Here is a 22,749-nt window from a genome sequence, read left to right on the forward strand (position 1 = left end):
ATGAGCCAGATGTTAACCACCGTCAGCGACCAGCTGCTTGCCCCGGGCGGACTGACCCTGGACAGCCTGCAGGCTGTACTGGGCGAGTTGGCCGGGCCCGGCATCGATGCTGCCGATCTGTACTTCCAGGGCCAGATTTCTGAAACCTGGGCGCTGGAAGACGGCATCGTCAAAGAAGGCAGCTTCAACCTCGACCAAGGCGTTGGCGTGCGCGCCCTGTCTGGTGAGAAAACCGGCTTCGCCTACAGCAATGCGATCAACCTCGAAGCCCTGACCTCGGCCGCACGCGCCGCCCGGTCGATCTCGCGTGCCGGCCAGAACGGCACGGTGCAGGCGTTTCGCAGCCAGGATGTGACCCAGCTGTACACCCCGAACAACCCGCTGGATGTGCTCAGCCGTGCCGACAAGGTCGAACTGCTCAAGCGCGTCGACGTCGCCACGCGGGCCCTTGACCCGCGCATCCAGCAGGTCAGCGTGAGCATGGCCGGGGTCTGGGAGCGGATTCTGGTGGCCGCTGCCGATGGCGGCCTGGCTGCCGACGTGCGTCCGCTGGTGCGCTTCAATGTCAGTGTGATCGTCGAGAAGGACGGCCGCCGTGAACGTGGCGGGCAGGGCGGTGGTGGGCGGACCGACTACCGCTTCTTCACCGAGGAGCGGGTCATGGGCTATGCCCGTGAAGCCCTGCGCCAGGCGCTGGTCAACCTCGAAGCCAAGCCGGCGCCGGCCGGCACCTTGCCAGTGGTGCTTGGCCCGGGCTGGTCCGGCGTGCTTCTGCACGAGGCGGTCGGCCATGGCCTGGAAGGCGATTTCAACCGCAAGGGCAGTTCCGCCTACAGCGGGCAGATCGGCCAGAAGGTTGCCTCCAGCCTGTGCACCATCGTCGATGACGGCACTCTGCAGGATCGTCGCGGCTCGCTCAGCGTCGACGACGAAGGTACGCCAACCGAGTGCACCACGCTGATCGAGAACGGCATCCTCAAAGGCTACATGCAGGACAAGCTCAACGCGCGCCTGATGGGCATGGCAGTGACCGGTAACGGCCGCCGCGAATCTTACGCGCACCTGCCGATGCCGCGTATGACCAACACCTACATGCGCGCAGGCGAGAGCGATCCCGAAGAGATCATCGCTTCGGTCAAGAAGGGCATCTACTGTGCCAACCTGGGCGGTGGCCAGGTCGATATCACCAGCGGCAAGTTCGTCTTCTCCACCAGTGAGGCGTACCTGATCGAAGACGGCAAGATCACCGCGCCGGTCAAGGGGGCGACGTTGATTGGCAATGGGCCGGAGGCGATGAGCCGGGTATCGATGGTCGGTAACGACCTGGCGCTGGACAGCGGCGTCGGTACCTGTGGCAAGGATGGTCAGTCGGTGCCGGTGGGCGTTGGCCAGCCGACCCTGAAGCTGGATGCGATCACCGTCGGCGGTACCGGCGGGTGAGCGTAGTGCGCAGCAAGCGCGCCTCCACCGCGGTGGGGGCGGGCTTGCTGCGCACGAGGCATTACCTAGCGCAGGCCGCGCTGAGCTTCGTCAAGTTCGCGGATGTACTTGAACACCTTGCGCGCAGCAGCCGGCGGCTTGTCCCGGGCTTTTTCGTGCTGGGCATGGCGGATCAACGAGCGCAGTTGCTGACGGTCGGTTTCAGGGTATTCCTGAACAAACCGCTCAAGGTCCTCGTCGTTGCCGTCGACCAGCCGATCGCGCCAGCGCTCAAGGCCGTGAAAGCGTTCGTTGTACTGGCGGGTAGAGCTGTCGAGTTGCTCGATCACCGCAAGAATTGCGTCGGTGTCCTGGTCGCGCATCAGCTTGCCGACGAACGACATATGGCGTTTGCGGGCGATGTGCGCGGTGTGCTTGCTGGCATCGGCCAAGGCCTTGCGCAGCGGGTCGGTCAAGGGCAGGCGCGCCAGGGTGTCAGGCTTGAGCGTCGTCAGGCGCTCGCCGAGTTCAACCAGTGCATGTAGCTCGCGCTTGATCTGGGTTTTGCTTTTTTCGCCATCGAAGGCGTCGTCGTATGAATCAACCATGGTGGCCGTCCGCTAGAAATCGCCGCCATGATAACCAGTCGGGGGCCAATTGTCCGGCCCGGTCGTAGAATGACCCTAGCCGTAAGCAGAATTTGAGTGGAGAAGACCATGAGTGCAGTCCAGAGCATAGGCCCGAAGGACCTGCCGGCCTTGCAGGAGCAAGTCGAGGCGATCGTTGCCGAAGCGCGCCGCCAGGGTGCCAGCGCCTGCGAGGTGGCGGTGTCGCTGGAGCAGGGTTTGTCGACCACGGTGCGTCAGCGCGAGGTCGAGACGGTCGAGTTCAACCGTGACCAGGGCTTTGGCATCACCCTCTATGTCGGCCAGCGCAAGGGCTCGGCGAGTACCTCGGCCAGCGGCCCGGAGGCCATTCGCGAAACCGTTGCTGCAGCCCTGGCGATTGCCAAGCACACCTCGGAAGACGAATGCGCCGGGCTGGCCGATGCCGCCCTGATGGCCCGCGATATCCCTGAGCTTGACCTGTATCACGATTGGGACATCAGCCCCGAGCAGGCCATCGAGCAGGCACTGGCCTGTGAGGCCGCTGCTTTTGATGCCGATCCGCGGATCAAGAATGCCGACGGCACCACCCTCAACACCCATCAGGGCTGCCGTGTTTACGGCAACAGCCATGGCTTTATCGGCGGCTATGCCTCGACCCGGCACAGCCTCAGTTGCGTGATGATTGCCGAAGCCGACGGGCAGATGCAGCGCGACTACTGGTATGACGTCAACCGCCAGGGCGAACTGCTGGCCGACCCGCGCAGCATTGGCCTGCGTGCAGCGCAACGTGCCGCAAGCCGCCTGGGTGCGCGCCCGGTGCCGACCTGCGAAGTGCCGGTGCTGTTCTCTGCCGAGCTTGCCGGTGGCCTGTTCGGCAGCTTTCTTGGGGCGATCTCGGGCGGCAATCTGTACCGCAAGTCGTCGTTCCTCGAAGGCTCGCTGGGGCAGCGCCTGTTTCCCAGCTGGCTGACCCTGGATGAACGCCCGCACTTGCCGCGGGCACTGGGCAGCGCGGGGTTCGACGGCGATGGCCTGGCCACCTACGCCAAGCCGTTCGTCGAAAACGGCGAACTGGTGGCGTACCTGCTCGGTACCTATTCGGGGCGCAAGCTGGGCTTGCCAAGCACCGCCAATTCGGGGGGCGTGCACAACCTGTTCGTCACCCATGGCGTCGAAGATCAAGCTGCATTGATTCGGCGCATGGGCCGTGGCCTGTTGGTAACCGAGCTGATGGGACATGGTCTGAACATGGTCACGGGTGATTACTCGCGTGGCGCAGCGGGCTACTGGGTCGAGAACGGCGAGATTCAGTTCGCTGTGCAGGAAGTGACCATTGCCGGCAATATGAAGGACATGTTTCAGCAGATTGTGGCGATTGGCAGCGATCTTGAAACCCGCAGCAATATCCACAGCGGCTCTGTGCTGATTGAGCGCATGACGGTCGCGGGCAGCTAAAACCCTCCGTTGTGCCAGTTGCACACCCCGGACCCGGCCATCGCGCCGGGTCTTTTGTTTTTGCCTTCGGGGTTGAAGTGATTCTATTTATCACTTAATAATGAATATCATTACACCGTCCAGCAGTGATGATATTCATGAATACCGTACTCCATGAGTTGCCCTACCTGGAAAACTGGCGTTGGCTGAGCCGGCGCATTCGCTGCGCGCTCGACCCCGACGAGCCGCGACTGATCGAGCATTACCTGGCCGAAGGTCGCTACCTGGTGTGCTGCACCGCGACCTCGCCATGGACCGTCGCCCTGACTTCCCTGCGTCTGCTGCTGGATACCGCCAGCGATCGCATGCTGCCCTGGCACTGGCGCGCGCAGTGCCTGGACCAGGCCTGGCGGCCGCTGCTGGACCTGCGCAGCCTTGATCGCCTTGAGCAGAACCAGCGCTGGCAGCCCTATGCCATGCAGCTCGCCAATTGCGTGCTGCTGCCTTCGATTTCCCCCGACGAACTGTTGCAAGGAATTGACCATGAGTAATACCCGTATCGAGCGTGACAGCATGGGTGAACTGCAGGTGCCGGCCCAGGCCCTGTATGGCGCTCAGACCCAGCGCGCGGTCGATAACTTCCCGATCAGCGGCCAGCGCATGCCGGTGCAGTTCATCCGTGCACTGTTGCTGGCCAAGGCGGCAGCGGCCGAGGCCAACGTCGAACTCGAGCAGATCTCGCCGGCGCAAGGCCAGGCCATCGTCCAGGCGGTCGAGCAGTTGCTGGCCGAGGATTTCATTCAGCACTTCCCGGTCGACGTTTATCAGACGGGTTCTGGTACCAGCTCGAACATGAACGCCAACGAGGTGATTGCCACCTTGGCCAGCCGCGTCCAGGGCGAGCCAGTCAACGCTAATGACCACGTCAACTGTGGCCAGAGCAGCAACGACATCATCCCCACTACCATCCATGTCAGCGCTGCGCTGGCCATGCACGAGCAGTTGCTGCCGGCACTGCGCCACCTGGTGCAGGTGATCGATGCCAAGGCCGTTGAGGTGCATCAGTACGTCAAGACCGGCCGCACTCACCTGATGGATGCCATGCCGGTGCGCATGAGCCAGGTATTGGCTGGCTGGGCGGCACAGATCCGCGCTGCCTTGAGCCATCTTGAAGCGACCCTGCCGAGCCTGCAGGCGCTGGCCCAAGGCGGCACTGCGGTAGGTACCGGGATCAACGCTCACCCGCAGTTCGCCGCCGGTTTCGCCCGCCAGCTGAGCGGCCTGACCGCGATTGAATTCACCCCCGGTGACAATCTGTTTGCCCTGATCGGTTCGCAGGACACTGCCGTGGCGCTGTCTGGCCAGCTGAAAACCACCGCCGTTGCCCTGACCAAGATCGCCAACGACCTGCGCTGGATGAACTCCGGCCCGCTGGCGGGCCTGGGCGAGATCGAACTGCAGGCCCTGCAGCCTGGCTCTTCGATCATGCCGGGCAAGGTCAACCCGGTGATTCCCGAGGCGACCGCCATGGTGGCTGCACAAGTCATCGGCAACGACGCCACCATCGCCGTGGCCGGACAGTCGGGCAACTTCGAACTCAACGTGATGCTGCCGGTAATCGCTCGCAACCTGCTGGAGAGCATCGAGCTGATGGCCAACGCCAGCCGCTTGCTGGCCGACAAGGCCATCGCGACCTTCAAGGTCAATGAAAGCAAGCTCAAGGAAGCCCTGGCGCGCAACCCGATTCTGGTCACCGCGCTGAACCCGATCATCGGCTACCTGAAGGCCGCCGAGATCGCCAAGACCGCCTACAAGCAAGGCCGGCCGATCATCGACGTGGCGTTGGAGCACACCGACCTCTCGCGTGACCAGCTCGAAGCCTTGCTTGACCCGGAAAAACTCACCGCTGGCGGTATCTGACCGTCCAGGAGGCACGTCATGCAGCACTGGAAACGCACCACCGATCACGCCAACCGGCTGTTTGCCCAAGGCGACTGGGTCGACGCTCGGGAGTATTACCTGCAAGCGCTGGCCCTGGCCCAGGTGCTGCTCGAGCGCTGGCATGACGTTGACGAGGCGGTTGCCGCACTGGTCATCGCCCATCACAACCTGGCCGATCTGCACCTGCGCCTGAACCAACCCCACGAAAGCGCGGATTACCTCTGCGCTGCCCATCAGCGCCTGCTGCAGGCCAGCCACGAGCCACGACTGCCGCAGCCGCTACGCGAGGCGGCACTGCGCCACAGCGCACGTACCTACACCGAGCTGCTCAATTTCATTGCCGAGTACGGCCAGTACCCGCGCACCGCGCGCTTGCTCAACCGCCAGGCTGGCGCGGCGAGCGAGCTGATTGCTGCGCCGGAAGTTGCACCTCACTCACATAATTACGGAATCCACTGACATGCCGCATACCTTGCCTGCACTGCCGTACGCCTACGATGCGCTGGAGCCGCACATCGACGCCCAGACCATGGAAATCCACCACAGCAAGCATCACCAGACCTACATCAACAACCTCAACGCGGCCATCGAGGGCACCGAGTGGGCTGAGTGGCCGGTGGAAAAACTGGTTGGCGCGGTCAAGCAATTGCCTGAAAAGTTGCAGGCAGCGGTGATCAACCAGGGCGGTGGCCACGCCAACCACAGCTTGTTCTGGACTGTTATGGCGCCCAATGGCGGCGGCGTGCCGCAAGGCGAGGTGGCCAAGGCCATCGAGCAGCAATTAGGTGGCTTTGATGCTTTCAAGGAGGCTTTCACCAAGGCTGCGCTGAGCCGCTTCGGCAGTGGCTGGGCCTGGCTCAGCGTGACCCCGACCAAGCAACTGGTGGTCGAGAGCAGCGGCAACCAGGACAGCCCGCTGATGCACGGCAACACGCCGATCCTCGGCCTGGACGTGTGGGAGCACGCCTACTACCTGAAGTACCAGAACCGCCGGCCTGAATACATTGGCGCGTTCTACAACGTGGTCGATTGGGCCGAAGTGGAACGCCGCTATCAGCAAGCCTTGAAGTGAGCCTAACCGGTATGCGCTCGCAGGTGATGTCTGTCAGCAGTGTGCGCCTGTTTCGTCTGGCGCTTGGGACTGTGCTTTTGCTGGTCGGGACTGCGCTGCTAGTGGCACGCGGGATCGATTGGCTGGGCCTGGAGCCGCGCATGCTGCGGGCTCTGGAGGGCGGTGCACTGTGCGCTCTGGGTACTGCGCTGGGCGCGGTGCCGGTGTTGGTGATCCGCAATATGCCGGTGGCGGTGGCTGACACCTTGCTCGGCTTCGGCGCTGGAGTGATGCTGGCAGCGACTGCGTTCTCGCTGATCATGCCGGGCCTGGCCGCTGCAGAGGCGATCGGTTTCAGCCCATGGGGCGCCGGTGGGCTGATCAGTTTTGGCCTGCTGTTCGGCGCGCTTTGCCTGTTTCTGGTCGACCTCAAGGTCTCGGGTGCTTCACCCGAAGCCTTGGTCGGTAACGGCAATCAGCCGGTTATCGCGGCGCGGATCTGGTTGTTCGTGATTGCCATCATTGCCCATAACATTCCTGAAGGGATGGCCATTGGCGTATCGGCCGGTGGCGGCATGCCGGACGCCGACAGCCTGGCCATGGGCATCGCCCTGCAGGATGTGCCGGAAGGTCTGGTGATCGCCTTGGTGCTGGCCGGGGCGGGGATGTCGCGCCTCAAGGCTTTCTTGATCGGCGCGGCCTCGGGCCTGGTCGAGCCGCTGGCAGCAGTGATCTGCGCGTGGCTAGTGAATGTTGCCGAACTGCTGTTACCGTTGGGCCTGGCCTGCGCGGCGGGAGCGATGTTGCTGGTGGTGACGCAGGAGATCATTCCGGAATCACGCAGCAACGGCAACTATCGCCTGGCAAGCCTGGGGCTGTGCGTGGGCTTCTGCCTGATGATGGTGATGGACACGGCCATGTCGTGACCGTTTGCTGGTCCAGCGCTGCGGCAGCGCTGGGCCTGGCAGCGGCGGGGCGTTATTCGCCTTCGTCGAAGTAGTTGTTGATCAAATCCACCACGGCCTGGAGTGCCTCGTCTTCCTGCTCGCCCTCGGTGAACAGGTGCACCTGAGTGCCCTTGCCCGCTGCGAGCATCATCACCGCCATGATGCTTTTGCCATCGACCAGCTTGTCTGGCGCCCGGCCGACCCTCACCTGGCAAGGAAAGCGCCCGGCCACGCCGACGAACTTGGCGGCCGCTCGGGCGTGCAGGCCCAGCTTGTTAATGATGGTGATTTCGCGGGCGGGCATGTTCGGGTAAATCCTGTGGGCTAGAGGTCGCGGTGGCGGACCTGGACGTTTTTCAAGGATTGCTGCAGAACCTGGCCGAGGCGCTCGGTCAGGTACACCGAGCGATGGTGGCCGCCGGTGCAGCCGATGGCGATGGTGACATAGGCACGGTTGCTGGCGGCGAAGCGCGGCAGCCATTTGAGCAGATAGCTGGAGATGTCCTGGAACATCTCTTCGACATCCGGCTGCGCAGCCAGGTAATCGATGACTGGCTGATCCAGGCCTGAGTGCTCGCGGATTTCCGGCTTCCAGTACGGATTGGGCAGGCAGCGCACGTCGAACACCAGGTCGGCGTCTACCGGCATGCCCCGCTTGAAGCCAAACGACTCAACTAAAAACGCCGTACCCGGCTCGGGTTGGTTGAGCAGGCGCAGCTTGATCGAATCGCGTAGCTGGTAAAGGTTGAGGTTGGTGGTATCGATCTTCAGGTCGGCAAGGTCGGCAATCGGCCCGAGCATATCGCTCTCGACCCGAATGGCTTCGGCCAGCGAGCGATTGGCGTTGGTCAGTGGGTGACGGCGGCGCGTTTCGGAGAAGCGCTTGAGCAGGGTGTCTTCGTCAGCGTCCAGGTACAGCACATCGCACTGGATGTGCCGTGCGCGGGCATCCTCGAGCAGCTCGGGGAAGCGTGACAGATGGCCTGGCAGGTTGCGCGCATCAATCGAGACAGCAACCTTGGGCTGCATCAGCTCGGTATTGATCAACGCGTTTTCAGCCAGCTGCGGCAGCAACCCGGCGGGCAGGTTGTCGATGCAGTAGAAGCCATTGTCTTCCAGCACGGCAAGTGCAGTGCTCTTGCCGGAGCCAGAGCGGCCGCTGACGATGATCAGGCGCATGCTCAGCTCCCGTTTTGCACGTCCAGGACGACCTGGTACAAGGCCTTGTTGTCTCTCGCAGCGCGCAGACGCTTACGCACATCTTCGCGATCGAGCATGCTGGCAATCTGGCGCAACAGCTCAAGGTGAGCATCGGTGGCAGCTTCGGGCACCAGCAGGACGAACAGCAGGTCCACGGGGGCGCCATCGATGGCGTCGAAATCGATTGGATGATCCAGGTGGAGCAGGGCGCTGACCGGATTGGCGCAGCCCTTGAGGCGGCAGTGCGGAATGGCGATGCCATTGCCGAACCCGGTGGAGCCCAGTTTTTCGCGGGCGATCAGCTTCTCGAAGACTTCTTGCTGGTCGAGCTCGCTGACTTCGCTGGCTACGACCTTGGCGATTTCTTCGAGGGCGCGTTTCTTACTGCTGACGCCCGGCACGTTCACCAGGGAACGGCCGGGGGTCAGGATGGTTTCAAGTCGGATCATGGATGAGGGGGGTCAGCGAGCAGCTGCACCTTGCAGGAGACTTTGCTGTTTTTCCTTGTGTTTTTTCAGTTGGCGGTCGAGCTTGTCAGCCAAATTGTCGATGGCTGCATACATGTCTAGATCTTCGGCATTGGCAACCACTTCGCCGCCCGGAATCTGCAGAGTCGCTTCGATCTTCTGCTGCAGTTTCTCGACTTTCATGATCACCGTAACGTTGGTGATCTTGTCAAAGTGCCCTGCGAGTCTCTTCAGCTTCTGCTCGACGTAGTCGCGCAGTGGTGGGGTTACTTCTACATGGTGTCCACTGATGTTGACTTGCATACAGCTTCTCCTTTGTTGCCCGTGCATAAAGAGGCAGGTCTTGCACCTGCCACAAAAACGCTGTGGCACATCCCGGGGCTACATCAGTCGCTTGCGTTCACTCGACGGTGCTATGCCGAGCGACTCGCGGTACTTGGCGACGGTGCGACGGGCTACCTGGATGCCTTGTGCCTCCAGTAAACCAGCGATCTTGCTGTCACTCAATGGCTTTTTCTGATTTTCCGCTGCAACCAGTTTCTTGATGATCGCGCGGATCGCCGTGGACGAGCATTCACCGCCTTCGGAGGTGCTGACGTGGCTCGAGAAAAAGTATTTCAACTCAAAGATGCCACGCGGAGTGTGCATGTACTTCTGGGTGGTGACGCGGGAGATGGTCGACTCATGCATGCCCACTGCTTCGGCGATGTCATGCAGCACCAACGGTTTCATCGCCTCGTCGCCGTACTCGAGAAAATCGCGCTGGTGCTCGACGATCTGCGTGGCGACCTTCATCAAGGTCTCGTTGCGGCTCTGCAGGCTCTTGATGAACCAGCGCGCTTCCTGCAACTGGTTGCGCATGAAGGTGTTGTCGGCGCTGGTATCGGCGCGGCGGACAAAGCCTGCATATTGCGGGTTGACCCGCAGGCGCGGCATGGCCTCCTGGTTCAGCTCGACCAGCCAGCGGTCGGTGTCCTTGCGCACGATCACGTCAGGCACCACGTACTCCGGCTCGCTCGACTCGATCTGCGAACCAGGCCGCGGATTGAGGCTCTGCACCAGCTCGATGACCTGCCGCAGCTCGTCTTCCTTGAGCTTCATACGGCGCATCAGCTGGCTGTAGTCGCGGCTGCCGAGCATATCGATGAAGTCGCTGACCAGGCGCTTGGCCTCGGTCAACCAAGGCGTATTGGCCGGCAACTGACGCAGCTGCAGCAGCAGGCACTCGCCCAGGTTGCGTGCGGCAACGCCGGCGGGTTCGAACTGTTGAATACGGTGCAGCACGGCCTCGACTTCATCGAGCTCTATGTCGAGCTCCGGGTCAAAGCCTGCGCAGATTTCTTCGAGGGTGTCTTCCAGATAGCCTTGCTGGTTGATGCTGTCGATCAGCGTTACTGCAATCAGGCGATCGGTATCGGACATCGGCGCCAGGTTCAGTTGCCACAGCAAGTGGCTTTGCAGGCTCTCGCCAGCAGAGGTGCGGGTGGTGAAGTCCCACTCGTCATCGTCGTTGCTGGGCAGGCTGCTGGCGCTGGTCTGGTAGACATCTTCCCAGGCGGTGTCGACCGGTAGTTCGTTGGGAATGCGCTCGTTCCAGTCGCCTTCTTCAAGGTTCTGACTGGCGGCGCTGCCTTCCTGCAGGCTGCCATCCTGAAAACCGCTGTCCTGGAAGCTGTTCTCCAGGTTTTCGGCGCTTGGCTTGCTTTCGGCACTGTCGGCCAGCGGGTCGCTGTTGTCGAAGTCTTCGCCATCTTCCTGGCGTTCGAGCATCGGGTTGGATTCCAGCGCTTCCTGAATTTCCTGTTGGAGGTCCAGGGTCGAGAGCTGAAGCAGACGAATGGCCTGTTGCAACTGCGGGGTCATCGTCAGTTGCTGGCCCATTTTTAGGACGAGCGATGGTTTCATAGCTTGGGCTTAATACCTTGTCCGCCGGCGCATCTGCGCCATCCACTACACGAAGGGCGCCGCGGCGCCAATTTCAAGCAAGTTATATGCCTTAATTTGTAGCGTTTGCCTAGAGCACTGTAACACTTAAGCTGTTTTAGCTTGCTGCTGCCAGTGCCCAGGCAAGGGCCTCAGAGCCGGAACTCGTGGCCCAGGTAGACTTCCTTGACCAGATCGTTGGCCAGAATGGTCTCGGCATCGCCTTCGGCGATCAGTTGACCATCGTTGACGATGTAGGCTGTCTCACAGATATCCAGCGTCTCGCGGACGTTGTGGTCGGTGATCAACACACCGATACCCTTGGCCTTGAGGTGATGAATGATCTGCTTGATGTCACCTACCGAGATCGGGTCGACGCCAGCGAACGGTTCATCCAGCAGAATGAACTTGGGTGCGGTGGCCAGGGCGCGGGCAATCTCGACACGGCGGCGTTCGCCACCGGAAAGGCTCATGCCGAGGTTGTCGCGGATGTGGCTGATATGGAATTCCTGCAGCAGGCTTTCCAGCTCCTTGCGACGGCCGTCACGGTCGAGTTCCTTGCGCGTTTCGAGGATCGCCATGATGTTGTCGGCAACCGACAGCTTGCGGAAAATCGACGCTTCCTGCGGCAGGTAGCCAATCCCGGCACGGGCGCGGCCGTGCATGGGTTGGTGGCTGACGTCATTGTTGTCGATCAGCACGCGGCCTTGATCGGCCTGAACCAGGCCGACGATCATGTAGAAGCAGGTGGTCTTGCCGGCACCGTTGGGGCCGAGCAAGCCGACGATCTGGCCGCTGTCGATCGACAGGCTGACGTCGCGAACCACCTGGCGGCCCTTGTAGCTCTTGGCCAGATGCTGGGCTTTGAGAGTCGCCATTTACTCGGCCTTCTTCTTCGGCTGGATCACCATGTCGATGCGCGGACGCTTGGTCGTGGCGGCGCCACCGGCATTGCCTGCGGTTGCGACCTGCGACTTGGTGTTGTAGACGATCTTCTCGCCTTCGGTGGTGTTGCTTTCATTCTCGACCTTGGCGCGGTCGGTCAGAATCACCGTGTCTTTTTGCGCCTGGTATTGAATGGTCACGGCCCAGCCTTTCATCTTGTCGGGCTTGGCGGCGTCCTGCTGTTGCTCGAAGTAGGCCAGGTTGCCCACCGAAGTCACCACGTCGATGTCGCCATTGGCGGCACGGGTCATGGTCACGGTGTTGCCTTTGATCATCATCGAGCCTTGGGTGATGATCACGTCGCCGCGGTAGGTAGCTACGCCTTGTTTGTCATCCAGGTGAGCGTCGTCGGCCTGGATACGAATTGGCTGGTCACGATCGTTCGGCAGGGCCAAGGCGCTCGCGCTTCCCAGTGCTGCGCTCAGGCTGAGCAAAAAAGGGAGGGTTTTAACGAGCCTCATACTGTCCTCTTACGTTGGACAGCAGGTCCATCCTGCCGTCTTTCAAATACGCTTTCATGCCAACGCCGGTGGTGGTGCCGCCGGCGCCGTCGATTCTAACGGCTTGCTCGGTCTGCGCATATTGCTTCTGCGGGAACACCGTCATGCGCGTGCTGGTAATGATGGTTTCGCGTTGTTTTTCGTCGGTGCGAGCAACCCGTACCTTGTCGATCAGCTCGACCTCGGTGCCATCCGGGTTGACCTCGGCACGCACGCTCTGGACATGCCAGGGATACGCGGTGCCGCGATACATGTGCAGGTCTGGCGTGGTCAGCAGTGTGACTTCGCTGGCCTTGAGGTGCTCGACCTTGTCGGCGGTCATTTCATATTGCATCTTGCCGTCAGGCAAGAACTGCACGCTGTGGGCATTGATCGCATAGTAGTCGATGGCGCTTTCGTCGGCCTGGGCCTGTGGCTTGTCGAGGAAGCTCTCGGGGCTGACGTTCCAGTAGCCGACCGCTACCAGCAGGGCAGCGATCAGCCCCAGCAGCGCGATGTTTTTAGCTTTTTTGCTGAACATGTGCGGCCTTACAGGTAGTTGGCGTTGGCAGCGTCCAGGGTACCCTGGGCCTGCATGATCAGTTCACAGAACTCGCGGGCAGCACCTTCGCCGCCGCGGGCCTGGGTTACCCCGTGGGCGTTCTGGCGGACGAACACGGCAGCGTTGGCTACGGCCATGCCCAGGCCGACCCGGCGAATCACTGGCAGGTCGGGCAGGTCGTCGCCCAGGTAGGCGACCTGCTCATAGCTTAGGCCCAGTTCAGCGAGCAGGCCGTCCAGAACCACCAGTTTATCCTCGCGGCCCTGAAACAGGTGCGGGATGCCGAGGTTCTTCGCACGACGCTCGACCACCGGGGTCTTGCGCCCGCTGATGATTGCCGTGGTCACACCCGAGGCCATGAGCATCTTGATGCCCTGGCCGTCGAGGGTGTTGAAGGTCTTGAATTCGCTGCCGTCTTCAAGGAAGTACAGGCGGCCGTCGGTGAGCACACCGTCGACGTCGAAAACGGCCAGCTTGATGGCTTTGCCGCGTTGCAGGATGTCTTCGCTCATGGCATCTCCGTTCATCACATGACTCCGGCGCGGAGCAGGTCGTGCATGTTCAGCGCGCCGGTCGGGCGATCGTGCTGATCGACCACGACGAGGGCGCCGATCTTGTGGTCTTCCATGATCTTCAAGGCTTCAGCGGCGAGCATCTCGGCGCGGGCAGTCTTGCCGTGCACGGTCATCACCTCATCGATCAGGGTGGTGTGTACATCGATATTGCGGTCCAGGCTGCGGCGCAGGTCGCCGTCAGTGAACACGCCAGCCAGGGTACCGTCGTTTTCCAGCACGACGGTCATGCCCAAACCTTTACGGGACATTTCCAGCAGCGCTTCCTTGAGCAGGGTGCCACGTCGCACCTGCGGCAGCTCGTCGCCCGAGTGCATGACGTTTTCGACCTTGAGCAGCAAACGTCGGCCAAGGGCGCCGCCGGGGTGCGAGAAGGCGAAATCCTCGGCCGAGAAGCCGCGGGCCTCAAGCAGGGCGATCGCGAGGGCGTCGCCGAGCACCAGCGCTGCGGTGGTCGAGGAAGTTGGTGCCAGGTTCAGCGGGCAGGCTTCCTGCGCCACGCGCGCATCGAGGTTGGCCTCGGCCGCTTGCGCCAGCTGTGAATCGGGGTTGCCGGTGAGGCTGATCAGCTGAATGCCAAGGCGCTTGATCAATGGCAGCAGGGTAACGATCTCGGCAGTGCTGCCGGAGTTGGACAGCGCCAGGATCACGTCATCACGGGTGATCATGCCCATGTCACCGTGGCTGGCTTCGGCCGGATGGACAAAAAATGATGGCGTACCGGTACTGGCCAGGGTCGCCGCGATCTTGTTGCCGATATGCCCGGACTTGCCCATGCCAACCACGACCACACGGCCTTTGCTGGCCAGAATCAGTTCGCAGGCCTTGACGAAATTGTCGTCGATACGCGGCAACAGGCCCTCAACAGCCTCGAGTTCCAGGCGCAAAGTGCGCTGGGCAGATTGGATCAGCTCGCTGGATTGGCTCATGTCGAAAAGCAATGCCTGATGAAAAGGCGCCGATTATAGCCGCAATGTGCGAAAGGCTCATCACTGGATTGTCATAAGCCTGCCGCGGCCGCCTGTCATTCGCCTGAATGACGCTGCGATAGCCTTGGGGCGGGCTCGCCTGCGGTGCTATAGTTCGCCGCTGATTCGGCCCGGGTGGGGCGTGTGTGCCTTCACGATGAGGGCAGGCGTCCATTGGACGAGGCTGTATTGCAAGGAGTCTAGATGAGTGTGGATAGCGCCTACGCGGTCGAGTTGAAGGGGGTTACCTTCAAGCGCGGTTCGCGCAGCATTTTCAGTAATGTCGACATCCGCATTCCGCGCGGAAAGGTCACTGGCATCATGGGGCCATCGGGGTGCGGCAAGACCACCCTGTTGCGCCTGATGGGCGCCCAGCTGCGCCCCGCCAGCGGCGAAGTGTGGGTGGCCGGGCAGAATTTGCCGACGCTGTCGCGCAGTGATCTGTTCGATGCACGCAAGCAGATGGGCGTGCTGTTTCAGAGCGGTGCATTGTTCACCGACCTCGACGTGTTCGAGAACGTTGCCTTCCCGCTGCGGGTGCACACCGAGCTGTCGGAAGAGATGATCCGCGACATCGTCCTGATGAAACTGCAGGCCGTTGGCCTGCGCGGCGCCATCGACCTGATGCCCGACGAACTCTCCGGCGGCATGAAGCGGCGGGTGGCGTTGGCGCGGGCAATTGCCCTGGACCCGCAGATTCTCATGTACGACGAGCCATTCGTCGGCCAGGATCCTATCGCGATGGGTGTTCTGGTGCGTTTGATCCGTCTGCTCAACGATGCCCTTGGCATTACCAGTATCGTCGTGTCGCACGACCTGGCGGAAACCGCGAGCATCGCCGACTACATCTACGTAGTGGGTGATGGCCAGGTGCTGGGTCAGGGCACTCCGGACGAGCTGATGGGCTCGGACAATCCGCGCATCCGCCAATTCATGAAGGGCGATCCGGACGGACCGGTACCTTTCCATTTTCCTGCGCCTGACTACCGCGCCGATCTGCTGGGGACGCGTTGATGCGCCGAAGATCCTTACTTGAACGCGTACGCCTGCTCGGTCGCTCGGCCATCGATGTAGTGGCAGTACTGGGTCGTTCGTGCCTGTTCCTGGGCCATGCCCTGGTCGGCCGGGGCGGGCTTGGCGGTGGCTTCCAGCTGCTGGTCAAGCAGCTTTATTCAGTCGGCGTGCTGTCGCTGGCGATCATTGTCGTCTCCGGCATGTTCATCGGCATGGTGCTGGCCCTGCAGGGCTACAGCATCCTCACCAAATACGGCTCCGAGCAAGCGGTCGGGCAGATGGTTGCCCTGACGCTGTTGCGCGAACTCGGCCCGGTCGTCACTGCGCTGCTGTTTGCCGGTCGCGCCGGCTCTGCGCTGACTGCCGAAATCGGCAACATGAAGTCGACCGAGCAGTTGTCGAGCCTGGAAATGATCGGCGTCGACCCACTCAAGTACATCGTTGCACCGCGGCTGTGGGCCGGCTTCATTTCGCTGCCGCTGCTGGCGCTGATGTTCAGCGTGGTGGGGATCTGGGGTGGCTCGTGGGTGGCAGTCGACTGGCTGGGTGTCTACGAAGGCTCGTTCTGGGCCAACATGCAGAACAGTGTTTCATTCACCGATGACGTGCTCAACGGCCTGGTCAAAAGCCTGGTGTTTGCCTTCGTCGTGACCTGGATTGCCGTTTTCCAGGGGTATGACTGTGAGCCCACTTCAGAGGGGATCAGCCGTGCCACCACCAAGACCGTGGTCTATGCCTCGTTGGCAGTGCTGGGTCTGGACTTTATTCTGACCGCCTTGATGTTTGGAGATTTCTGATGCAAAACCGCACCCTGGAAATCGGTGTCGGCCTGTTCCTCCTGGCCGGGATCCTGGCGTTGCTGCTGCTGGCCCTGCGTGTCAGCGGGCTGTCGGCCAGCCCGACCAGCGATACCTATAAAGTTTACGCGTACTTCGACAATATCGCCGGTTTGACGGTCAGAGCTAAAGTGACCATGGCCGGTGTGACCATCGGCAAGGTCACGGCCATCGATCTGGATCGCGATTCCTACACCGGTCGGGTCACGCTGCAGCTGGACAAGAACGTCGATAACCTGCCGGTCGACTCCACTGCATCGATCCTGACCGCCGGGTTGCTCGGCGAGAAGTACATCGGTATCAGCGTGGGTGGTGAGGATCAGGTGCTCAAAGATGACAGCACCATCCATGACACCCAGTCTGCCCTGGTACTGGAAGATCTGATTGGCAAGTTCCTGCTCAATACTGTTGGCAAAGAACCGAAAGAAGCCAACCCAGCTAATTAAGGAGTTTCCATGATCTCGATCCTGCGACGCGGTTTGCTGGTCCTGCTGGCGGCTTTCCCCCTGCTGACCACCGCTGCACCTGGGCAAACCGCCCGAGAAGTGATTCAGACCACTACCGATCAGTTGCTCAGCGACCTCAAGGCCAACAAGCAGCAATACAAGGCTGACCCGCAGGCGTTCTACGATGCTCTCAACAGCAACCTCGGCCCCGTGGTCGACGCTGATGGCATCTCCAAGAGCATCATGACCGTCAAGTATTCGCGCAAGGCTACGCCTGCGCAGATGCAGCGCTTCCAGGAGAACTTCAAGCGCAGCTTGATGCAGTTCTATGGCAATGCCTTGCTCGAGTACAACAACCAGGGCATCACCCTCGACCCTGCCAAGGGCGATGAAGGTGACCGCACCAGCGTGGGCATGAAGGTCACTGGTACCAATGGTTCGATTTACCCGGTGCAATACACCATGGTCAAACTGGATGGCGAGTGGAAGGTGCGTAACGTCATCGTCAACGGCATCAACATCGGCAAGCTGTTCCGTGACCAGTTCGCCGACGCCATGTCGCGCAATGGCAATGACCTGGACAAGACCATCGACGGCTGGGCGGGTGAAGTGGCCAAGGCCAAGCAAACCGCCGACAGCTCGCCGGAGAAGGCAGTCAAATGAGTGAAACCAGCGTAAGCATGGCCGAGCCGGGCGTGCTGCGTCTGGCCGGCGTGCTGGACTTTCGCACCGGCCCCGCCCTGCGCAAGCAGGGCAAGGCACTGATTGCCGCCTGTGGTGAGCAGCAGGTAATGCTGGACTGCTCGGCGGTAGTCAAGTCGAGCAGTGTCGGCTTGTCGTTACTGCTGGCATTCATGCGTGATGCGCAGGCCGCAGGCAAGTCCTGGGCACTGCGTGGCATGCCTGATGACATGCGTGAAATCGCCGAGGTCTATGACCTCGACGAAGTGTTGGCGGGCTGATTGCCCGGCAAGGTGAAAAGGCCCCTCGGTCAGCGTGCCCATTCATGGGCTTCGCAGGCGAGGGGCTTTTTTGTATGATGGCCGACCCGCGCGCACAGGGCGCCGATTGAGGTTGAGCATGCAGGCCGTAGAAGTTAAGAGCTTCCTTGAAGCGAAATTGCCCGGAACCCGGGTCGAAGTTGAAGGCGAAGGCTGCAACTTCCAGTTGAACGTGATCAGCGACGAGCTGGCGGGGCAGAGCCCGGTAAAGCGTCAACAGGCGATCTATGCTCACCTGAATCCGTGGATTGCCGATGGCAGTATCCACGCGGTAACCATGAAATTTTTCAGCAGCGCAGCCTGGGCTGAGCGCACCTGAGCCAACTTGGCGGCGAGATCCTAATGGACAAACTGATTATTACTGGCGGCCCTCGTCTCGATGGCGAGATCCGCATTTCCGGGGCAAAGAACGCTGCCCTGCCGATCCTTGCAGCAACGCTGCTGTGCGATGGTCCAGTGACCGTCGGCAACCTGCCGCACCTGCACGACATCACCACCATGATCGAGCTGTTCGGGCGCATGGGCATCGAGCCTGTGATCGACGAGAAGCTGGCAGTCGAAATCGATCCGCGTGCAATCAAGACACTGGTTGCGCCGTACGAGCTGGTCAAGACCATGCGCGCCTCGATTCTGGTACTGGGGCCGATGGTTGCCCGCTTCGGCGAGGCTGAAGTTGCCCTGCCTGGCGGTTGCGCGATCGGTTCGCGTCCGGTTGACCTGCACATCCGCGGCCTGGAGGCCATGGGTGCAAAAATTGAAGTCGAAGGCGGTTACATCAAGGCCAAGGCGCCTGAAGGCGGCCTGCGCGGTGCGCACTTCTTCTTCGACACGGTGAGCGTGACCGGCACCGAAAACATCATGATGGCTGCTGCTCTGGCCCGCGGCCGCAGCGTTCTGCAGAACGCCGCACGCGAACCGGAAGTGGTCGACCTGGCCAACTTCCTGATCGCCATGGGCGCCAACGTCCAGGGCGCGGGCACCGACACCATCACCATCGATGGCGTCGAGCGTCTGCACTCGGCCCACTACCGGGTCATGCCTGACCGTATCGAAACCGGCACCTACCTGGTGGCGGCTGCCGTCACTGGCGGTCGGGTCAAGGTCAAGGACACCGATCCGACCATCCTTGAAGCAGTCCTCGAGAAGCTCAAGGAAGCCGGCGCCGATATCACCACCGGCGAAGACTGGATCGAGCTGAACATGCACGGCAAGCGGCCCAAAGCCGTCAACCTGCGCACCGCTCCGTATCCGGCGTTCCCGACCGACATGCAGGCGCAGTTCATCTCGCTCAACGCCATTGCCGAAGGCACTGGTGCAGTGATCGAGACGATCTTCGAAAACCGCTTCATGCATGTTTACGAAATGCACCGCATGGGCGCGCACATCCAGGTCGAAGGCAACACTGCCATCGTTACCGGGGTCAAGACCCTCAAGGGCGCGCCAGTGATGGCCACCGACCTGCGTGCCTCGGCGAGCCTGGTGTTGTCGGCTCTGGTTGCCGAGGGCGACACCCTGATCGATCGCATCTACCACATCGACCGTGGTTACGAGTGCATCGAAGAGAAGCTGCAAATGCTCGGCGCGAAGATCCGCCGCGTACCGGGCTAACCTGCCCAGGCGCATGGACGCGCCAACGAATTCAATGCAGCCGGGCTTTGCTCCCGGCTGCTGTAGCCGCTTAAGGACCGACGTTTGCCATGTTGACCATCGCGCTATCCAAAGGCCGCATTCTCGACGATACCCTGCCGTTGCTGGCCGAAGCCGGTATCGTGCCCACCGAGAACCCGGACAAGAGCCGCAAGCTGATCATCCCCACGACTCAGGATGACGTGCGCCTGCTGATCGTGCGCGCCACCGACGTGCCGACCTATGTCGAGCATGGGGCGGCCGACCTCGGTGTGGCTGGCAAGGACGTGCTCATGGAGTACGGCGGCCAGGGCCTGTATGAGCCGCTGGACCTGCAGATCGCCTGCTGCAAGCTGATGACCGCCGGTGTTGTCGGCGCACCCGAGCCTAAGGGCCGTCTGCGTGTGGCCACCAAGTTCGTCAATGTTGCCAAGCGTTACTATGCCGAACAGGGCCGTCAGGTCGACATCATCAAGCTGTACGGCTCGATGGAGCTGGCGCCGCTGATCAACCTCGCCGACAAGATCATCGACGTGGTCGACACCGGCAATACCCTGCGTGCCAACGGCCTCGAGCCGCAAGAGCTGATCGCCATGGTCAGCTCGCGTCTGGTAGTGAACAAGGCTTCGATGAAGATGCAGCATGCGCGCATCCAGAGCCTGATCGACACCCTGCGCCAAGCGGTCGAGTCGCGACACCGCGGTTGACTCCTGCGCACGACCTTCGCTGTCGTGCCCGTCTATCCGCGCCATAGCCAATTTTCTCAGGTGCCCGCGCGGATCGACTGGTAGCCTAGGGCGCCTGAGCATTCGCTACTATTCGAGGCCCTCGCCATGACCGTGTCCACTGCAATTGCCCGTCTCAACGCCGCTGATCCGGATTTCGCCCGACATCTGGATCATCTGCTGAGCTGGGAGAGTGTGTCCGATGATGCGGTCAACCAGCGCGTGCTCGACATCATCAAAGCCGTCCGTGAGCGCGGTGATGCCGCCTTGGTCGAGTTCACCCAGCGTTTCGATGGCGTGCAGGCGACCTCCATCAACGATCTGATTCTTGACCGTGCCCGGCTGGAGCTTGCGCTTACGCGGATTACCGCGAGCCAGCGTGAAGCCTTGGAAAAAGCCGCCGAGCGCGTGCGCAGCTACCATCAGCGGCAGAAGCAGGATTCCTGGCAGTACACCGAAGCCGACGGCACCGTGCTTGGCCAGAAGGTCACGCCACTGGACCGCGCTGGCTTGTACGTTCCCGGCGGCAAAGCGTCCTATCCGTCGTCGGTGTTGATGAACGCGATTCCGGCCAAGGTTGCCGGTGTTGGCGAAGTAGTCATGGTGGTGCCGACGCCGCGTGGCGAGCTCAACGAGCTGGTGCTCGCGGCGGCCTGCATCGCTGGGGTTGACCGGGTGTTCACGGTCGGCGGCGCTCAGGCCGTGGCTGCGCTTGCCTACGGTACCGAGAGCGTGCCGCAGGTCGACAAGATCGTCGGCCCGGGCAATATCTATGTGGCCACCGCCAAGCGCCATGTGTTCGGTCAGGTCGGCATCGACATGATCGCCGGCCCGTCGGAAATCCTGGTGGTCTGCGACGGCCAGACCGATCCGGACTGGATCGCCATGGACCTGTTCTCCCAGGCCGAGCACGATGAAGATGCCCAAGCCATCCTGGTCAGCCCGGATGCGGAGTTTCTGGATCGGGTGGCGGCCAGTATCGACAAACTGATGCCGACCCTGGAGCGCGCCGAGATCATCGAGAAGTCGATCAATGGCCGTGGTGCACTGATCCACGTGCGCGACATGCAGCAGGCCATCGAAGTGGCCAACCGGATTGCTCCGGAGCACCTTGAACTGTCGGTTGCCGACCCGCAGGCGTGGCTGCCGCAGATCCGCCACGCCGGTGCGATCTTCATGGGCCGCCACACCAGCGAGGCGCTGGGCGATTACTGCGCAGGCCCCAACCACGTCCTGCCAACCTCCGGCACCGCGCGCTTCTCGTCGCCGTTGGGCGTGTATGACTTCCAGAAGCGCTCGTCGATCATCTTCTGTTCCGAGCAGGGCGCTTCCGAGCTCGGCCACACCGCATCGGTGCTGGCCCGTGGCGAATCGCTGACGGCCCACGCCCGCAGCGCCGAATACCGTATCCGCACCACTGCCGAGGGCAACTGAACATGAGTCGATTCTGGAGCCCATTCGTCAAGGACCTGGTGCCTTACGTACCCGGCGAGCAGCCCAAGCTGACCCGCCTGATCAAGCTCAACACCAATGAAAACCCCTATGGCCCATCGCCCAAGGCGCTGGAGGCCATGCGTGGGGAGCTGAACGACAACCTGCGGCTGTACCCGGACCCTAACAGTGATCGGCTCAAGCAGGCCGTGGCCGAGTATTACGGTGTGAGCAGCGGCCAGGTGTTTGTCGGCAATGGCTCGGACGAGGTGCTTGCGCACATTTTCCATGGCCTGTTCCAGCACGGCGCGCCGCTGCTGTTCCCTGATGTGAGCTACAGCTTCTATCCGGTGTACTGCGGTCTGTACGGCATTGCGTTCGAGCAGATCGCCCTGGACGAGCAGTTCCAGATCCGCGTCGAAGATTATGCCAAGCCCAACGGCGGCATCATCTTCCCCAACCCGAACGCGCCTACGGGCTGCCTGTTGGCGCTGGAGGCGATCGAGCAGTTGCTGCAGGCCAACCCCGACTCGGTGGTGGTGGTAGACGAAGCCTACATCGACTTCGGCGGCCAGACGGCGATCAGCCTGGTCGACCGTTACGACAACCTGCTGGTTACCCAGACCTTGTCCAAGTCGCGCTCGCTGGCCGGCCTGCGGGTAGGCTTGGCGGTCGGCCACCCGGACCTGATCGATGCGCTGGAGCGGATCAAGAACAGCTTCAACTCGTATCCGCTCGACCGCATGGCGATTATCGGCGCCGCGGTAGCGTTCGAGGACCGCGAGTACTTCGACGAGACCTGTCGCCAGGTCATCGACAGCCGCGAGGCCTTGGTCGCGCAGCTGCAGGCCAAGGGTTTCGAGGTGCTGCCGTCAGCGGCCAACTTCATCTTTGCCCGCCACCCGCAGCACGACGCTGCCGAGCTTGCGGCGCGCCTGCGCGAGCAAGGGGTGATCGTGCGTCACTTCAAACAAGCGCGAGTTGCCCAGTTCCTGCGCATCACCATCGGTACGCCGCAGATGAACCAGGCGCTGGTCGATGCTCTGGGCTGAGTAAGCCAGGCGGCCCGGCCCTCACTTGCGAGGGCCGGCTTTGCTCATCGGACTTGATGACGATCGCCAACAGCAACAGCGTCAGTACCACCAGCCCGATGA

Annotated in this window: 28 protein-coding genes; 17 read left to right on the forward strand and 11 right to left on the reverse strand. The window is 61.9% G+C overall.

What is annotated here, in order from left to right; all coding sequences use genetic code 11:
- Positions 1–1,440, forward strand: a complete 1,440-nt coding sequence (gene tldD, locus AC58X1_RS14400) for a metalloprotease TldD (protein WP_103436172.1) — start codon at positions 1–3, stop codon at positions 1,438–1,440.
- Between the two features lie 65 nt (positions 1,441–1,505).
- Here the strand turns inward: tldD and yjgA are convergent, their stop codons facing one another.
- Complete coding sequence (gene yjgA, locus AC58X1_RS14405; RefSeq protein WP_101316835.1) at positions 1,506–2,027, reverse strand: ribosome biogenesis factor YjgA; 522 nt, start codon at positions 2,025–2,027, stop codon at positions 1,506–1,508.
- A 108-nt stretch (positions 2,028–2,135) separates the two neighbouring features.
- Between yjgA and pmbA the strand changes: the two genes are divergently transcribed.
- The 6 genes from pmbA (at position 2,136) to AC58X1_RS14435 (ending at position 7,379) form a co-directional block, all read left to right on the forward strand.
- Entirely contained in the window at positions 2,136–3,482 is a 1,347-nt protein-coding gene (pmbA, locus tag AC58X1_RS14410; RefSeq protein ID WP_101316837.1) for a metalloprotease PmbA, read from the forward strand.
- A 128-nt stretch (positions 3,483–3,610) separates the two neighbouring features.
- Complete coding sequence (locus tag AC58X1_RS14415; protein ID WP_178080747.1) at positions 3,611–4,012, forward strand: FagA protein; 402 nt, start codon at positions 3,611–3,613, stop codon at positions 4,010–4,012.
- Complete coding sequence (locus AC58X1_RS14420; RefSeq protein ID WP_497429026.1) at positions 4,005–5,381, forward strand: class II fumarate hydratase; 1,377 nt, start codon at positions 4,005–4,007, stop codon at positions 5,379–5,381. The genes AC58X1_RS14415 and AC58X1_RS14420 overlap by 8 nt, the downstream gene beginning before the upstream one ends.
- A gap of 18 nt (positions 5,382–5,399) precedes the next feature.
- Complete coding sequence (locus tag AC58X1_RS14425; protein ID WP_101316843.1) at positions 5,400–5,861, forward strand: DUF2753 family protein; 462 nt, start codon at positions 5,400–5,402, stop codon at positions 5,859–5,861.
- A 1-nt stretch (position 5,862) separates the two neighbouring features.
- Positions 5,863–6,474 carry a superoxide dismutase gene (locus tag AC58X1_RS14430; RefSeq protein WP_150572060.1) on the forward strand — a complete coding sequence of 204 codons (612 nt, stop codon included), beginning with the start codon at positions 5,863–5,865 and terminating at the stop codon, positions 6,472–6,474.
- An 11-nt stretch (positions 6,475–6,485) separates the two neighbouring features.
- Positions 6,486–7,379 carry a ZIP family metal transporter gene (locus AC58X1_RS14435; protein ID WP_188035470.1) on the forward strand — a complete coding sequence of 298 codons (894 nt, stop codon included), beginning with the start codon at positions 6,486–6,488 and terminating at the stop codon, positions 7,377–7,379.
- Positions 7,380–7,431: 52 nt separating this feature from the next.
- Here AC58X1_RS14435 and AC58X1_RS14440 read toward each other — a convergent pair whose 3' ends face one another.
- The 10 genes from AC58X1_RS14440 to AC58X1_RS14485 all read right to left on the reverse strand — a co-directional run bounded on the left by AC58X1_RS14440 (position 7,432) and on the right by AC58X1_RS14485 (position 14,477).
- Positions 7,432–7,704: an HPr family phosphocarrier protein gene (locus AC58X1_RS14440; protein ID WP_101316850.1), complete on the reverse strand. Its 273-nt coding sequence runs from the start codon at positions 7,702–7,704 to the stop codon at positions 7,432–7,434.
- Positions 7,705–7,724: 20 nt separating this feature from the next.
- Complete coding sequence (gene rapZ / locus AC58X1_RS14445) at positions 7,725–8,579, reverse strand: RNase adapter RapZ (RefSeq protein ID WP_101316852.1); 855 nt, start codon at positions 8,577–8,579, stop codon at positions 7,725–7,727.
- Positions 8,580–8,581: 2 nt separating this feature from the next.
- Positions 8,582–9,049, reverse strand: coding sequence for a PTS IIA-like nitrogen regulatory protein PtsN (ptsN, locus tag AC58X1_RS14450; protein WP_101316854.1), 468 nt, complete (start codon positions 9,047–9,049; stop codon positions 8,582–8,584).
- A gap of 12 nt (positions 9,050–9,061) precedes the next feature.
- Positions 9,062–9,370 carry a ribosome hibernation-promoting factor, HPF/YfiA family gene (hpf, locus tag AC58X1_RS14455; RefSeq protein WP_101316856.1) on the reverse strand — a complete coding sequence of 103 codons (309 nt, stop codon included), beginning with the start codon at positions 9,368–9,370 and terminating at the stop codon, positions 9,062–9,064.
- Between the two features lie 78 nt (positions 9,371–9,448).
- Positions 9,449–10,972: an RNA polymerase factor sigma-54 gene (locus AC58X1_RS14460; protein ID WP_101316858.1), complete on the reverse strand. Its 1,524-nt coding sequence runs from the start codon at positions 10,970–10,972 to the stop codon at positions 9,449–9,451.
- Between the two features lie 170 nt (positions 10,973–11,142).
- Positions 11,143–11,868, reverse strand: a complete 726-nt coding sequence (lptB, locus tag AC58X1_RS14465; protein WP_101316860.1) for an LPS export ABC transporter ATP-binding protein — start codon at positions 11,866–11,868, stop codon at positions 11,143–11,145.
- Positions 11,869–12,396 (reverse strand): lipopolysaccharide transport periplasmic protein LptA, encoded by a 528-nt coding sequence (gene lptA, locus AC58X1_RS14470; protein WP_101316862.1) that lies wholly within the window; start codon positions 12,394–12,396, stop codon positions 11,869–11,871.
- The gene (gene lptC / locus AC58X1_RS14475) at positions 12,383–12,955 is read right to left on the reverse strand and encodes an LPS export ABC transporter periplasmic protein LptC (protein ID WP_101316864.1); all 573 of its coding nucleotides are present in this window, start codon (positions 12,953–12,955) and stop codon (positions 12,383–12,385) included. Before lptC ends, lptA begins: the two co-directional genes overlap by 14 nt.
- An 8-nt stretch (positions 12,956–12,963) precedes the next feature.
- Positions 12,964–13,488, reverse strand: coding sequence for a KdsC family phosphatase (locus AC58X1_RS14480; protein ID WP_101322952.1), 525 nt, complete (start codon positions 13,486–13,488; stop codon positions 12,964–12,966).
- A gap of 14 nt (positions 13,489–13,502) precedes the next feature.
- Complete coding sequence (locus AC58X1_RS14485) at positions 13,503–14,477, reverse strand: KpsF/GutQ family sugar-phosphate isomerase (RefSeq protein ID WP_101316866.1); 975 nt, start codon at positions 14,475–14,477, stop codon at positions 13,503–13,505.
- A 243-nt stretch (positions 14,478–14,720) separates the two neighbouring features.
- On the opposite strand from AC58X1_RS14485, the gene AC58X1_RS14490 reads away from it, so the two are divergent.
- The 10 genes from AC58X1_RS14490 (at position 14,721) to hisC (ending at position 22,647) form a co-directional block, all read left to right on the forward strand.
- The gene (locus AC58X1_RS14490; RefSeq protein ID WP_101316869.1) at positions 14,721–15,530 is read left to right on the forward strand and encodes an ATP-binding cassette domain-containing protein; all 810 of its coding nucleotides are present in this window, start codon (positions 14,721–14,723) and stop codon (positions 15,528–15,530) included.
- Positions 15,530–16,327: a lipid asymmetry maintenance ABC transporter permease subunit MlaE gene (gene mlaE / locus AC58X1_RS14495; protein WP_101316871.1), complete on the forward strand. Its 798-nt coding sequence runs from the start codon at positions 15,530–15,532 to the stop codon at positions 16,325–16,327. Before AC58X1_RS14490 ends, mlaE begins: the two co-directional genes overlap by 1 nt.
- A complete protein-coding gene (gene mlaD, locus AC58X1_RS14500; RefSeq protein WP_101316874.1) occupies positions 16,327–16,812 on the forward strand; it encodes an outer membrane lipid asymmetry maintenance protein MlaD in 486 nt (161 codons plus the stop codon). The genes mlaE and mlaD overlap by 1 nt, the downstream gene beginning before the upstream one ends.
- A 9-nt stretch (positions 16,813–16,821) precedes the next feature.
- Positions 16,822–17,475 carry an MlaC/ttg2D family ABC transporter substrate-binding protein gene (locus tag AC58X1_RS14505; protein WP_101316876.1) on the forward strand — a complete coding sequence of 218 codons (654 nt, stop codon included), beginning with the start codon at positions 16,822–16,824 and terminating at the stop codon, positions 17,473–17,475.
- On the forward strand, positions 17,472–17,774 hold the full coding sequence (locus AC58X1_RS14510; protein WP_101316878.1) for an STAS domain-containing protein: 303 nt from the start codon (positions 17,472–17,474) through the stop codon (positions 17,772–17,774). Before AC58X1_RS14505 ends, AC58X1_RS14510 begins: the two co-directional genes overlap by 4 nt.
- Positions 17,775–17,892: 118 nt before the next feature.
- Positions 17,893–18,132: a BolA family protein gene (locus AC58X1_RS14515; RefSeq protein ID WP_101316880.1), complete on the forward strand. Its 240-nt coding sequence runs from the start codon at positions 17,893–17,895 to the stop codon at positions 18,130–18,132.
- 23 nt (positions 18,133–18,155) lie between these two features.
- Positions 18,156–19,421, forward strand: a complete 1,266-nt coding sequence (gene murA / locus AC58X1_RS14520) for a UDP-N-acetylglucosamine 1-carboxyvinyltransferase (protein WP_101316882.1) — start codon at positions 18,156–18,158, stop codon at positions 19,419–19,421.
- Between the two features lie 89 nt (positions 19,422–19,510).
- Positions 19,511–20,146 (forward strand): ATP phosphoribosyltransferase, encoded by a 636-nt coding sequence (hisG, locus tag AC58X1_RS14525; protein WP_101316884.1) that lies wholly within the window; start codon positions 19,511–19,513, stop codon positions 20,144–20,146.
- A 126-nt stretch (positions 20,147–20,272) separates the two neighbouring features.
- Positions 20,273–21,598 (forward strand): histidinol dehydrogenase, encoded by a 1,326-nt coding sequence (gene hisD, locus AC58X1_RS14530; protein WP_101316886.1) that lies wholly within the window; start codon positions 20,273–20,275, stop codon positions 21,596–21,598.
- Between the two features lie 2 nt (positions 21,599–21,600).
- The gene (gene hisC, locus AC58X1_RS14535) at positions 21,601–22,647 is read left to right on the forward strand and encodes a histidinol-phosphate transaminase (RefSeq protein ID WP_497429027.1); all 1,047 of its coding nucleotides are present in this window, start codon (positions 21,601–21,603) and stop codon (positions 22,645–22,647) included.
- The last annotated feature ends 102 nt before the right edge of the window (positions 22,648–22,749 follow it).

It is taken from the genome of Pseudomonas sp. PGPR N4 (assembly GCF_059693665.1).